Annotated in this window: 9 protein-coding genes; 5 read left to right on the forward strand and 4 right to left on the reverse strand. The window is 73.7% G+C overall.

The features are described 5' to 3' along the window. A partial coding sequence (locus KOV94_RS20295; protein WP_218053030.1) for a carboxyltransferase domain-containing protein occupies positions 1 to 2193 on the forward strand: 2193 nt, incomplete at its 5' end. A 23-nt stretch (positions 2194 to 2216) separates the two neighbouring features. On the opposite strand, the gene KOV94_RS20300 is transcribed toward KOV94_RS20295, so the two are convergent. The 4 genes from KOV94_RS20300 to KOV94_RS20315 all read right to left on the reverse strand — a co-directional run bounded on the left by KOV94_RS20300 (position 2217) and on the right by KOV94_RS20315 (position 6461). After that, on the reverse strand, positions 2217 to 2741 hold the full coding sequence (locus tag KOV94_RS20300) for an amino-acid N-acetyltransferase (RefSeq protein WP_124341543.1): 525 nt from the start codon (positions 2739 to 2741) through the stop codon (positions 2217 to 2219). A 126-nt stretch (positions 2742 to 2867) separates the two neighbouring features. Continuing rightward, positions 2868 to 3671 carry a hypothetical protein gene (locus tag KOV94_RS20305; RefSeq protein ID WP_218053031.1) on the reverse strand — a complete coding sequence of 268 codons (804 nt, stop codon included), beginning with the start codon at positions 3669 to 3671 and terminating at the stop codon, positions 2868 to 2870. A 293-nt stretch (positions 3672 to 3964) separates the two neighbouring features. Then, positions 3965 to 5293: an APC family permease gene (locus KOV94_RS20310; protein ID WP_124341545.1), complete on the reverse strand. Its 1329-nt coding sequence runs from the start codon at positions 5291 to 5293 to the stop codon at positions 3965 to 3967. A 157-nt stretch (positions 5294 to 5450) separates the two neighbouring features. After that, positions 5451 to 6461 carry a sugar-binding transcriptional regulator gene (locus KOV94_RS20315; protein ID WP_124341546.1) on the reverse strand — a complete coding sequence of 337 codons (1011 nt, stop codon included), beginning with the start codon at positions 6459 to 6461 and terminating at the stop codon, positions 5451 to 5453. 140 nt (positions 6462 to 6601) lie between these two features. Here KOV94_RS20315 and KOV94_RS20320 point away from each other — a divergent pair, with 140 nt between their 5' ends. The 4 genes from KOV94_RS20320 to KOV94_RS20335 form a co-directional block, all read left to right on the forward strand. Continuing rightward, complete coding sequence (locus tag KOV94_RS20320; protein ID WP_218053032.1) at positions 6602 to 8413, forward strand: glycerol-3-phosphate dehydrogenase/oxidase; 1812 nt, start codon at positions 6602 to 6604, stop codon at positions 8411 to 8413. Positions 8414 to 8502: 89 nt separating this feature from the next. Then, positions 8503 to 9255 (forward strand): MIP/aquaporin family protein, encoded by a 753-nt coding sequence (locus KOV94_RS20325; RefSeq protein ID WP_124341549.1) that lies wholly within the window; start codon positions 8503 to 8505, stop codon positions 9253 to 9255. Positions 9256 to 9285: 30 nt separating this feature from the next. After that, positions 9286 to 10809: a glycerol kinase GlpK gene (gene glpK, locus KOV94_RS20330; protein WP_218053033.1), complete on the forward strand. Its 1524-nt coding sequence runs from the start codon at positions 9286 to 9288 to the stop codon at positions 10807 to 10809. A 213-nt stretch (positions 10810 to 11022) separates the two neighbouring features. Beyond that, positions 11023 to 13494 (forward strand): carboxypeptidase regulatory-like domain-containing protein (locus KOV94_RS20335; protein WP_218053034.1); only part of this gene is annotated, 2472 nt, incomplete at its 3' end.

Consider the following 13494-nt stretch of genomic DNA (forward strand, 5'->3'; position numbering starts at 1 on the left):
TCGTTCCGCCTCGGCAACCGCGCGCTCGGCAACCCCGAGGGGGCGCCGGGGCTCGAGTGCACGATGGCCGGGCCCGAGCTGCGCTTCGTGACGGGGGCGACGGTGCTGGTCGCGGGCGCGCCGACCCCGGTCGCGGTCGACGGCGTGCCCGTGCCGCAGTGGGAGCCCGTCGACGTGCCCCCGGGCGGCGTCCTGACGGTCGGCACCCCCACCGCGGGCATGCGCTCGTACGTGCTGGTGCGCGGCGGCCTCGACGTGCCCGACGTGCTCGGCTCGGCGGCGACGTTCGACCTGGGCCGCATCGGCGGCGCGACGGGCCTCCCCCTGCGCCCCGGCGACCTGGTCTCCCTGGGCACGGCCGCCCTCGACTCCGCACCGGCGCACGCCGTCCCGCTCGACGAGCGGCCCGTCATCCCGGCGTCGTGGCTCGTCGGCGCGCTGGAGGGCCCGCACGCGGCGCCGGAGTTCTTCACGACGGACGACGTCGAGGAGTTCTACGCCGCCACGTGGTCGGTGCACTTCAACTCGGCGCGCACGGGCGTGCGGCTCGTCGGGCCGAAGCCCACGTGGGCGCGCCCCGACGGCGGCGAGGCGGGCCTGCACCCGTCGAACATCCACGACACCCCGTACGCGGTCGGCGCCGTCGACTACACGGGCGACCTGCCGATCCTGCTCGGCCCCGACGGCCCGAGCCTCGGCGGGTTCACGTGCCCCGCGACGGTCGCGCTCGGGCAGCTCTGGAAGCTCGGGCAGCTGCGTCCCGGCGACGAGGTCCGGTTCGTGCCCGTCGACGAGGCGCAGGCCGACGACCTGCGGCGACGCCCGCAGGCCGACCCGGTCCCGCGCCGGGCCCCGCACGTCGACGGCGGCGTACTGGGCCGCACGCCGGCCCGGCCGGCCCGCACCGCGACCGCGGGCGCCCCCGCGGACGGCACGACCACCGACCCCGAGGTCACCTACCGCCGCTCCGGCGACGACAACCTGCTCGTCGAGTACGGGCCGATGAAGCTCGACCTCGCGTCCCGCATGCGCGTGCACGCGCTCATGGAGGCCGTGCAGCAGCGCGTCGACCACGACGGCCTGCGCGGCGTCGTCGACCTCACGCCCGGCATCCGCTCGCTCCAGCTCCACGTCGACCCGGACGTGCTGCCGCTGCGCCGCGCGCTCGAGATCGTCGAGGAGGTCGAGGAGACGCTGCCCGCGACGCGCGACCTCGTCGTCCCGAGCCGCACCGTGCACCTGCCGCTCTCGTGGGACGACCCGTCGACCCGCGAGGCCATCCAGCGCTACATGGCGGGCGTCCGTGACGACGCCCCGTGGTGCCCGTGGAACATCGAGTTCATCCGCCGCATCAACGGCCTCGACTCGGTCGACGACGTCCACCGCACCGTCTTCGACGCGTCGTACCAGGTGCTCGGGCTCGGCGACGTCTACCTGGGCGCACCGGTCGCGACTCCGCTCGACCCGCGGCACCGCCTGGTCACCACGAAGTACAACCCCGCCCGCACGTGGACGCCGCAGAACGCGGTCGGCATCGGCGGCGCCTACCTGTGCATCTACGGCATGGAGGGACCGGGCGGCTACCAGTTCGTCGGGCGGACCATCCAGGTCTGGGACACCTACGCCCAGCACCGGCCGTTCGAGCCGGGCACGCCCTGGCTGCTGCGGTTCTTCGACACGATCCGCTGGTACCCGGTCGGCGCGGACGAGCTGCTCGACCTGCGCGCCGACATGGCCGCCGGTCGGCACGACGTCCGCATCGAGGAGGGCACGTTCTCGCTGGCCGAGCACGAGCGGTTCCTCGCCGCCAACGCGCCGTCCATCGCCGAGTTCCAGGCGCGGCAGGCCGACGCGTTCGGCGCCGAGCGGTCCGCGTGGGAGGCGGCCGGCGAGTTCGACCGTCGCGACCCCGAGCCCGCTGCCCCCGCCGCCACGGGTGTCGTGGTGCCCGACGGGTGCGACGGCGTCGAGGCGCCCTTCGTCGCGACCGTGTTCCGCGTGGACGTCCGCCCCGGCGACCTCGTCGAGCCCGGGCAGCAGCTCCTCGCGCTCGAGGCGATGAAGATGGAGGCGCCCGTCGTCGCGACCAGCGGCGGCACCGTCGTCGAGATCACCGTCACCCCCGGCGACCAGGTGGGTCCCGGTCAGGTGCTGGTCGTCCTCGACCCCGTGGCGGTCACGACCGCCGCGTGAGCCACGGCCGCCACGGCGGCAGGTCAGTGCGTCGGGTCGTCGAGCTCGATGAGCATGCGCGTGTTGCCGAGGGTGTTGGGCTTCACGCGCGCGAGGTCGAGGAACTCGGCGACGCCGTCGTCGTGCGAGCGCAGCAGCTCGGCGTACACGTCGGGCGTGACGGGCGTGCCCTCGATCGCGTGGAACCCGTGCGCGGTGAAGAAGTCGACCTCGAACGTCAGGCAGAACAGCCGCCGCAGCCCGAGGCCGCGGGCGCGGTCGACGAGCGCGTCGAGCAGCAGGTGCCCGACGCCCTGGCCGCGGTACGTCGCGTCGACGGCGAGCGTGCGGATCTCCGCGAGGTCCTGCCACATGACGTGCAGCGCACCGCAGCCCACGACGGCCCCGTCGGGCGCCTCGGCGACGACGAACTCCTGCACGGCCTCGTAGTAGCCGACCCACTCCTTGGCGAGCAGGATGCGCTGGTCGGCGTACGGCTGGACGAGGGCACGGATCGCGCGCACGTCGGCCGGGAGGGCGGGCCGGATCGTGAGCTGGTCGGTCGTCACGCGCTCACGGTAACCGTCGCCCGCGGGTGCCCGTCCGAGAGGGTCACGGACGGCGGGTGCACGGCGCCGCGGCCCGCCCCCGGTGCTCGGTCGCGGGCTGCCCGCGCCGGTGCGGCCCGTGGGTCGTCAGCGCAGCGCCCCCGCCCGGGCACGGGGTTCCGCCCGGCTGTCCGTGGCGGACCGGTGCACGCCGGGACGCTCGGCGTCGGCGTGGTCGAGCACCACGAGCGCGTGCCGGAGCTCGCCGAGCGCGCGCCGGGCGTCGACCGCGAGCGCGGCGAGCGCGGCCCGCCGGTCGGCGCCGCCGTCGCGGTAGCGGTAGGGCGGGGCCATCTCGGCACGTGCGGCGACGAGCGAGATCCGTCGTGCGGCGGCGTCGGTGAGCTCGCGGGCCCGGCGTGCGCGCTCGGCGGCGTCGGGGTCGTCCGCGGGGTCGTCGACGGGGTCGCGGCGCCGGTCGACCATCCCGCCGACGGTCGCGACCCCGACGGCGGCGACGAGGAGCCCGAGCATCACGGCGAGCGACACGAGCCCGTCCCGGCCGTCGTCACCCACGGCGCTCGAGCCGAGAGGGACGGACGCGACGATGTCGGAGACCGTGAACCAGCTGGTGACGGCGACCGCGGCGGCGGCGGGTGGCAGGGCGCGCCACGGCGCGCGGTGGGCGGCCACGGCCGCGACGGCGACGAGGCCGGCCCACCAGCCGAGCACGAACCAGCCGGTCCAGGCGGTCGTCGCGAACGGCATGAGGACGAGCACGGTCGCCCAGCCGGGGTGGCGGCGCGCGACGAGCACGCCGACGACGACGGCGACGAGCGCGACGACGAGCAGCGGCGACCGGAGCGCGGGGACGGTCAGGTAGGCGCCGCCGGGCACGAGGAGGAGCTCGGGCGAGAGCGCGAGGGTCGCACCGACGACGCCGGCGAGCACCCCGGCGAGCGGCCCGGGGCGTGTCCTGACCGGGTGATGACGGCGCCGACCTGCACGGTCATAGGGCTCTGCGACTGCGTCGTCATCGGCCATGACCAGATGGTGCCGTGCTCCACCGACATCGCGCCACGTGCACGCGGCCCGACGCCGCGTGTCACCGCGTGCGCGGGCCCGAGAACCACCCGGACGGGTGACGCGGCGGACACGGTCCCCGCGCCCCGCACGGCCCACCCGCCGACCCGTCACGCACCGACGTCCGTGGAGTCACAGGTCGGGCCTCCCCGGCCCGTCCATCAGGAGCGGGACGGCCGGCGTGACGCGAACCGCGCCACCGCGTAGAGCACCAGGCCGACGGCGAGCAGCACGCCCGCGAGCAGGAAGTGCTTCGCCTCCTGCTGCGTGAGCAGGCCGACGCACGTCGCGGCCGCGAGCACGGGAAGCGGCGTCCACGCCCGGAAGTGCGGCTGCTCGACGCGGTCCCGACGCAGCACGAGCACCGCGACGTTGGTGCTGAGGAAGACGAGCAGGAGGAGCAGCACGACCGTCGACGCGAGGTCGACGAGCGACCCCGTCGTCGTGAGCACCATCGCGACGACCGTGGTGACGACGATGGCGACGATCGGCGTCCGGCGGCCCGGCAGCACGCGCCCGAACACCGACGGCAGCAGCCCCTCCTCGGCCATGCCGTACGCGAGCCGGCTCGCCATGATCATCGTGAGCAGCGCGCCGTTGGCGACCGCGACCAGCGCGACGACGGAGAACACCTCGAGCGGCACGCCGCCGGCGACGCGCACGACCTCGAGCAGCGGTCCGCTCGACGCCTGCAGGTCGGCGGGCGCGACGACGGCAGGCGCCACGATCCCGACGAGCAGGTAGACGACGCCCGCGGTGAGCAGGGCCCCGAACAGCGCGCGCGGGTAGGTGCGGCGCACGTCGCGGACCTCCTCGGCGAGGTTGGCGGACGTCTCGAAGCCGACGAACGAGTAGAACGCGACGAGCGCGCCGCCGAGGGTCGCCGCGGCGACGCCCGTGCCCTCGGGCAGCTCGGTCAGGCGCGACACGTCGCCGTCGCCACGACCGAGCACGACCGCCCCCAGCACCACGACCAGCACGAGACCGCTGAGCTCGATGGTCGTCATCACGACGTTGGCGCGCAGCGACTCCTGGATGCCCCGCGCGTTGAGCGCCGCGACGAGCGCGAGGAACACGAGCGCCGCGGGGACGGCCGGCACGTCGAGGAACACCCCGAGGTAGTCGCCCGTGAACGCGAGCGACAGGCCCGCGGCGGACGTGACGCCTGCGGCGAGCATGCAGTAGCCGACGAGGAACGACACGACCGGGCGACCGAAAGCACGCTGCGCGTAGACCGCGGAGCCGCCGGCCCGCGGGTACTTCGTCACGAGCTCCGCGTACGACGCCGCCGTGAGCAGGGCCATGCCGAGCGCGACGAGCAGCGGCACCCACACCATGCCGCCGGCCTCGCCCGCGAGCTCGCCGACCAGCGCGTACACCCCGGCGCCGAGCACGTCCCCGAGGATGAACAGGAACAGCAGACGTCCGGAGACGCTGCGCTTGAGGCGCGTGGCGTCGACGTCGTCGGGCGCGGTGGCGGTGTCGGTCACCGAGCGAGTATCAGCACGCGTCCGCGGTCCCGCACGGCGAGCGAGCGGCCCGCGGTGGCCGTGAGCGGCGCGCGGCGCCGACGCGTCCGGCGCGTCTCCACCCGTCACGCGTGTCCACGGGTCACGCGTGTCTCCACGCGTCACGCGTGACCACGCGTCAGGCGCGTGCCGACGCGTCGGGGGTCCGTCGCGCGGTCCGGCGCGGGAGCGGCGGCTCGGCCGCGTCGAGCAGCCCGGTCGCGGTGAGCTCGTCGACGACGAGGTCGGTGACGACCCCGGCGCGCAGCGCGGCGAGCAGCGGCGCGACCTTGTTGTCCCCCGCGACGACGCACACGCGCCGCGGCACGCGCTGGAGCTCCTCGGGCGTCGGTCCGGTCGCACGTTCGTTCAGGTGCACGTCCTGCCACGAGCCGTCGGCACGCAGGAAGACCGTGCACACGTCGCCCACGACGCCCTCGTCGTGCAGCAGGCGCACGTCGGCGTCGTCGAGGTATCCCGCGGAGTAGACGTGCGACGGGACCGCGCCCGCGACCGCGCCGACGGAGAACACCGCGATGTCCGCGCGCCGCTGCATGTCGAGGACGCGCATGACGGACCGCTCGCGCCACATCGCGCGCTTGGTGTCGGGGTAGTCGAAGAACGCGGGCACGGAGAAGTGGTGCACGGCCGCGCCGAACGCGGTGCCGAAGGACGAGATGAGGTCGGACGCGTACTCGATCCCGGAGGTGCGCATGTTCGCGGCGCCGTTGAGCTGCACCACGTGCGACCCGCGGGTCGGCTTGGGCGTGAGGTAGCGGGACACCGACGCGAGCGTGGTCCCCCAGGCCACGCCCATGACCATGTCGGAGTCGAACCACGACGAGAGCAGGCGTGCCGCGGTCATCGACACCTGGTCGAGCCGCTCGATGTGCGACGCGGAGTCCGGGACGGGCACGACGTACGCGTCGACGCCGAACGTCGCGGCCACCGACCGCCCGAGCCCGGGTGCACGCGTGCTCGCGGGGCGCAGCGTGATCTCGACCAGGCCGGCCTGCCGTGCACGTTTGATGAGCCGCGAGACGGTCGACCGGGAGGTCCCGAGGTGCCGCGCGATGACCTCCATCTTGAGGTCCTGCAGGTAGTACATGGACGCCGCGCGCAGGACGTCCTGCTCCCGTTCGACGTACACGCACCCCTCCTCCGACGGACGCCTGTGCATGCACGTATGTGCACCCCGGTTGCGCGTCCGTTCGCCCCGTGATGACGATAGCGAGCGGCCACGGGCGCAGCGATCCGAGGCAGACGAATCACCCGGGGGACGAGAACCACATGCGGACAGCACCACTGACGGTCCAGGCACGCCAGGACGCGCTCGACGTCATGCGCGCCAGCGGCGAGCGCGGCAACGAGCTCGACGTGCTGGTCATCGGGGGCGGTGTCACGGGCGCGGGCATCGCCCTCGACGCCGTGACGCGCGGCCTGTCGACCGCGATCGTGGACGCGCAGGACTGGGCGAGCGGCACGTCGAGCCGGTCCAGCAAGCTCGTGCACGGCGGCCTGCGCTACCTCCAGATGCTCGACTTCCACCTGGTGCGCGAGGCGCTCACCGAGCGCGACCTGCTCATCAACACGCTCGCGCCGCACCTCGTGAAGCCCGTGTCGTTCCTCTACCCGCTCGAGAACCGCGTCTGGGAGCGCGCGTACGTCGGCGCGGGCGTGCTGCTCTACGACACGCTCGCGACGGTCAACGGCAGCAAGCGCGCGATGCCGATGCACCAGCACCTCTCCCGCAAGGGCATGGAGCGGCTCTTCCCCGACCTGCGGCACGACGCGGCCGTCGGCGCGGTCCGCTACTGGGACGCGAGCGTCGACGACGCGCGCCTCGTCGAGACGCTCGTCCGCACGGCCGTCTCGTACGGCGCGCACGCCGCGAGCCGCACCCAGGTGCTCGACCTGCACACGACGACGGGCGGCGCGGTCACGGGCGCCGAGCTGGTCGACCTCGAGACGGGTGAGCACCTCGACGTCCGGGCGCGCGCGGTCATCAACGCGACGGGCGTCTGGACGGAGCAGACGGAGAGCCTCGCCGGGTCCGAGGGCGGCCTGCGGGTCCTGGCCTCCAAGGGCGTCCACATCGTCGTGCCGCGCAGCCGCATCGCCGGCAACACCGGCCTGATCCTGCAGACCGAGAAGTCGGTGCTGTTCATCATCCCGTGGTCCCGCTACTGGGTGATCGGCACGACCGACACCCCGTGGGAGCAGGACCTCGTGCACCCCGTCGCGACCAGCGCGGACATCGACTACGTCATCGAGCACGCCAACGCCGTGCTGTCCCGCCCGATCAGCCGCGACGACGTGATCGGCACCTGGGCGGGCCTGCGGCCGCTGCTCCAGCCGCACGTCAAGGAGGGCACGTCGTCGGCCAAGGTGTCGCGCGAGCACACCGTCGCGTCCCCGACGCCGGGCCTCACCGTCATCGCGGGCGGCAAGCTCACGACCTACCGCGTCATGGCCAAGGACGCGGTCGACTTCGCGATCGGCTCGCGCGCCACGAGCCTGCCGTCGCTCACGCACGACCTGCCGCTCGTCGGCGCCGAGGGCCTGCGCGTGTTCCAGCGGCAGTCCAAGGCCATCGGCGCGAGGTACGGCTGGGACCGGCCGCGCATGGACCACCTGCTGCACCGGTACGGCTCGCTGCTCGCAGAGCTCATCGACCTCGTCGACGCCGAGCCGTCGCTCGCCGAGCCGCTGAAGAACGCGCCCGCGTACATCGGCGCCGAGATCGTCTACGCCGTCAGCCACGAAGGTGCGCTGCACCTCGACGACGTGATGATGCACCGCACCCGGCTCAACTACGAGCAGGCGGACAAGGGCGTCGGCGCGCTCGACGAGATCGTCGACCTGATCGCGCCCGTCCTCGGCTGGGACGAGCGGACCCGCAGCAAGGAGATCGCCGCCTACGTCGCGCGCGCCGAGGCCGAGGACGCCGCCGCGCAGGAGCACGACGACGCGGCCGCCGAGCAGGTGCGCCTGCGCGCCGCCGACCTGGCCCCCATGCGCCGCCTCGACGACGTCGTCGGCGCCGGGACCAAGCCCGGGTCGCCGCGCGGCCGCGGATCGGCAGGTCCCGCCGGCACCTGAGCACGACCCCGAACTCCCCGCGGCCCGTGCGCGGGGTGCACGTGACAACGACGTCTCGTCAACAGAAGGGATAGGCCGTGGGCACACTCATGTCCCAGGCGTTCGTCTCCGAGATCCTCGGCACCGCGATGCTCATCCTGCTCGGCGCCGGTGTGGTGGCGAACGTGATCCTGCCCGGCACGAAGGGCTTCGGCGGCGGCTGGCTCCTCATCAACTTCGGATGGGGTCTCGCCGTCTTCGCCGGTGTCTTCACCGCCTTCAAGTCAGGCGCCCACCTCAACCCCGCCGTCACCATCGGCCTGCTGACGGCCGACCAGCCGTTCGCCACCAAGACCGGACCGGACGACATGGTCACGGTCACGATCGAGCCGACCGTGGGCAACGCGTTCTGGTACATCCTCGCCCAGCTGATCGGCGCGTTCATCGGTGCCGTCCTCGCCTGGATGGCCTACAAGAAGCACTTCGACCAGGAGGCCGAGCCGGGCATCAAGCTCGCGGTCTTCTCCACGGGTCCGGCCCTGCGGTCGTACGCGTGGAACTTCGTCACCGAGGTCATCGCGACGTTCGTGCTGGTCTTCGTGGTCCTCGCGTTCGGCCCGACGCCGTCCGGGCTCGGCCCGCTCGCCGTCGCCCTGCTCGTCGTCGGCATCGGCGCGAGCCTCGGCGGACCCACCGGGTACGCCATCAACCCCGCACGCGACCTCGCACCCCGCATCGCCCACGCGGTCCTGCCCATCCCGAACAAGGGCGGCGGCGACTGGTCGTACGCGTGGGTGCCGGTGCTGGGCCCGCTCGTCGGCGGTGTGCTCGCCGGCCTCCTCGCCAACGTCTACATCTTCTGACCCCGGCCCCCGACCGAAAGGCAGACCCCCATGCCCGACACGCAGTACGTCCTGGCGATCGACCAGGGCACGACCAGCTCCCGTGCGATCGTCTTCGACCACGGCGGCCAGATCGTGTCCGTCGGCCAGAAGGAGCACGAGCAGATCTTCCCCCGGGCCGGCTGGGTCGAGCACGACCCCGAGGAGATCTGGGTCAACACGCGTGAGGTCGTCGGCCTCGCGCTCACCCGCGCGAACCTGACCTACCGCGACATCGCCGCCGTCGGCATCACCAACCAGCGCGAGACCGCGGTCGTCTGGGACCGCACCACCGGCAAGCCGGTGTACAACGCGATCGTCTGGCAGGACACGCGCACGCAGAAGATCGCCGACGAGCTGGGGGCGCTCGGCGGCGGTGCGGACCGCTACAAGGACCGCGTCGGCCTGCCGCTCGCGACGTACTTCTCCGGCCCGAAGATCACGTGGATCCTCGACAACGTCGACGGCGCGCGCGAGAAGGCGGAGCGCGGCGACCTCGCGTTCGGCAACACCGACGCGTGGGTGCTGTGGAACATGACGGGCGGCGTCGACGGCGGCGTGCACGTCACCGACGTCACCAACGCGTCCCGCACGATGCTCATGAACCTCGACACGCTGTCGTGGAACGAGGAGATCGCGGGCGAGATGGGCATCCCGCTGTCGATGCTCCCCGAGATCCGCTCGTCGTCCGAGGTGTACGGCACGGGCCGCGAGGGCGGCATGGTGCCCGGGGTGCCGATCGCGGGCATCCTCGGCGACCAGCAGGCCGCGACGTTCGGGCAGGCGTGCTTCGAGGTCGGCACGGCCAAGAACACGTACGGCACCGGCAACTTCATGCTGCTCAACACCGGCACCAAGCCGATCCCGTCGAAGAACGGCCTGCTCACCACGCTCTGCTACAAGATCGGCGACGCCGACCCGGTCTACGCCCTCGAGGGGTCGATCGCGGTCACCGGGTCGCTCGTGCAGTGGCTGCGCGACAACCTCGGGATCATCTCGTCGGCGCCGGAGATCGAGACCCTCGCGGCGACCGTCGAGGACAACGGCGGCGCGTACTTCGTGCCCGCCTTCTCGGGCCTGTTCGCGCCGTACTGGCGGGCCGACGCGCGCGGTGCGCTCGTCGGGCTCACGCGGTACGTCAACAAGGGCCACATCGCCCGCGCCGCCCTGGAGGCCACCGCCTTCCAGACGCGCGAGGTGCTCGACGCGATGAACGCCGACTCCGGCGTGGACCTCACCGAGCTCAAGGTCGACGGCGGCATGGTCGCCAACGACGCGCTCATGCAGTTCCAGGCCGACATCCTCGGCGTGCCCGTCATCCGGCCGAAGGTCGCCGAGACCACCGCTCTCGGCGCCGCGTACGCCGCGGGCATCGCCGTCGGGTACTGGTCCGGCGAGCAGGACGTCATCGACAACTGGGCCGAGGACAAGCGCTGGGAGCCCGCGGCCGACGACACCGAGCGGGACCGTCAGTACCGCCTGTGGAAGAAGGCCGTCACGAAGACCTTCGACTGGGTCGACGACGACGTGCAGTAGGGACGTCACGGGGGACGGTCGCGGCACCGGGGCAGCCGCGACCGTCACGAGGGCCGGGTGGACCGCAGGCCACCCGGCCCTCGGCATGCCCGGGCGAACCCGCCGGTCAGGCCCGACGTGACGCGGGTGCCAAAACGCCTCACACCTGTCGGATCCGGTCGATAAGGTCTCGCCGAGTCGCGCACCTCAGCGCACCCGGCACCAGGAGACCCCATGCCCTCACCTGCCCGTCCGCGGACCGTGCGACGCCTCGTCGCCGCCGCCCTGGCCGCTCTCCTCACCCTCACCGGCCTGGCCACCGCCGCGTCGGCCGACGACGCGGTCGGCACCGTCACCGGCCGCGTGGTCGACAGCGCGGGGACCCCCGTCGTCGGCGTCCCCGTCGAGCTCACGACCACCATGGGCATGTCGACCGGGGCGGTCGTGCTCACCGACGCACAGGGCGGTTACACCGTCGGGTCCGTCGCCCCCGGCACGTACCTCGTGCACGTCATGCCGCCCGGCGACAGCCCTCTGCTCGAGGGCTACCACGGCGGGTCACGCGCGTGGGAGGCGACGTGGTTGTCCGTCACCGCGGGCGCGACGACGCAGGTCGGCGACACCGTGCTCCAGACGGCGGCGATCGTCGAGGGCCGTGTGCTCGCCGCCGGCCAGCCGGTCTCCACGGCGTTCGTCTCGCTGACCGCCACCTCGGGCTTCGGCGGCGGGTCCAGCTCGACCTGGACCGACGGGACGTTCCGCATCAAGGCACCCGCGGGTGCCTACCGGGTGCAGGTCACCGGTCCGTGGGGCTCGGGGCTGATGACGACGTACTGGCCCGGCACGCAGGACCAGACGCAGGCCGGCGTCGTCACCGCCGTCGCCGGGCGGTCCACGGCGCTCGGGGACATCACGCTGACCACCGGCGCGACGATCACGGGGACGGTCACCGGCCCTGACGGTGCGCCCGTGGCCGGCGTGTCGGTCTGGGCGACGCAGCAGAGCCCGGGCTTCTCCTCGATGACGACCACGGCGCCCGACGGCACGTACGCGATCGGCGGCCTGGTGGCGGGCGAGTACCAGCTCCAGTTCCGCCCCGCGGCGGGCTCCGGGCTGCGGTCGGAGTACTTCGACGGCGTCGACGACTGGGCGTCCGCGACCCCCGTCGCCGTCACCGCGGGCGGCACGACCGCGCGCGTGGACGCCTCCCTGCGCCAGGGCGTGTGCCTCACCGGCGTCGTGCGCAGCGCCGCGGGCACCCCCGTCTCCGGCGCCCTGGTCCTCCTGCACCCGGCGGACGGCGGCACCGCGAGCCCGCACGGCACGACGGGCTTCGACGGCACCTTCCGCGTCTCCGACGCGGCTCCCGGTGACTACCTCCTCGAGGTCAGCACGTGGAACGACGACCTCGCCGACGGGTTCTACCCCGGCAGCACCGGCCGGGACGACGCGACCGTGCTCACGCTCGCCGCGGGCGACTGCGTCGACGTCGACCCGGTCACGATGCCCGTCGGCGGCACGATCACCGGACGCCTGCTGGCGGTCGACGGCACGCCGACGGCCGGCAACGTCACCGTGACGAGCGACGACGGGGCCTACGGCAGCGCGACCGCGGGACCCGACGGCCGGTTCGTCGTGCGCGGCCTCGCGAGCGGCGACTACGTGGTCCAGGCCAGCGCGTTCGGCGGCGGCATCGCCGTCTACCACCCGGGCGTCCCGACGCGCGCCGACGCCGAGACGGTGCGGGTGACCCTCGGCGAGGACACGGCGACCGGTGACCTGCGCATCGTCGCGGGCGGCACGCTGACCGGCACCGCGGTCAAGCCCGACGGCTCCGGGTTCAGCTCCGAGCTGTACGTCACGCCGGTCGGCGGCGGGTACGACGACACGCTGCTGCGCTACGTCGTCGACGGCGCGTTCACCGCCGGCGACGTGGTGCCGGGCCGCCACATCCTCTCGGTGGTCGCGGAGAGCCGCGGCTCGAGCGGCTTCTACGACGGCGTCACCACGTACTACGACGGCGGCACCGGCACGCAGCAGCGCAGCAAGGCCGTGCCGCTCGACGTCGCGGCGGGCCAGACCGTCGACGGCCTGCACCTCGTCGTGCCGCCGCGCGGCACCGCGGCCGCGCAGGTCACGGCGGTGTCCTCGCCGCTGCCCGCGCCGGTCGGCCGCCCGGCGACGGTGCGGGTGACCGTCACGGGTGACGGCGCGACGCCGACCGGTGCCGTCGGGATCTACGGCCCGACCGGCTTCCTCGGCGACGCGCTCCTCGAGGACGGCCACGCAGACGTCACGTTCACCGTGCCGGACGTCGAGTGGGCCACCGACGGCGGGACGCCGCAGATCGGCGTCGAGTACGTCGGCGACGCCGTCCACGACCGGCAGTACGTGAGCGTGCCGTTCGCCGTGACGACGTCGACCGACCCGGAGCCCGCACCGCCGACGGTCTCGTCCGTCGACCCGGCCGCCGGGTCGGCGCTCGGGGGCGCCCAGGTCGTCGTCACCGGCAGCGGGTTCGTCGGGACGCCGGAGGTGACGTTCGGCGGGGTCGCAGCCACCGGCGTCGTCGTGGACTCACCCACGACCCTGCGCGCGACCGTTCCGGCCCACGCGGCCGGGCCGGTGCCCGTGGTCGTCACGACCGACCGGGGCGTGAGCGACGGCACCGTGGCGTACACCTACGAGCACGTGCCGACGGCGACC

The organism is Cellulomonas algicola (genome assembly GCF_019024305.1).
GTDB classification, from domain to species: Bacteria; Actinomycetota; Actinomycetes; order Actinomycetales; family Cellulomonadaceae; genus Cellulomonas; species Cellulomonas algicola.

Excerpts from the sequence above, each read along its gene's own strand:
- KOV94_RS20325 (WP_124341549.1), top strand. The coding sequence starts at position 8,503 with ATGTCCCAGGCGTTCGTCTCCGAGATCCTCGGCACCGCGATGCTCATC.
- KOV94_RS20320 (WP_218053032.1), top strand. The coding sequence starts at position 6,602 with ATGCGGACAGCACCACTGACGGTCCAGGCACGCCAGGACGCGCTCGAC.
- glpK (WP_218053033.1), top strand. The coding sequence starts at position 9,286 with ATGCCCGACACGCAGTACGTCCTGGCGATCGACCAGGGCACGACCAGC.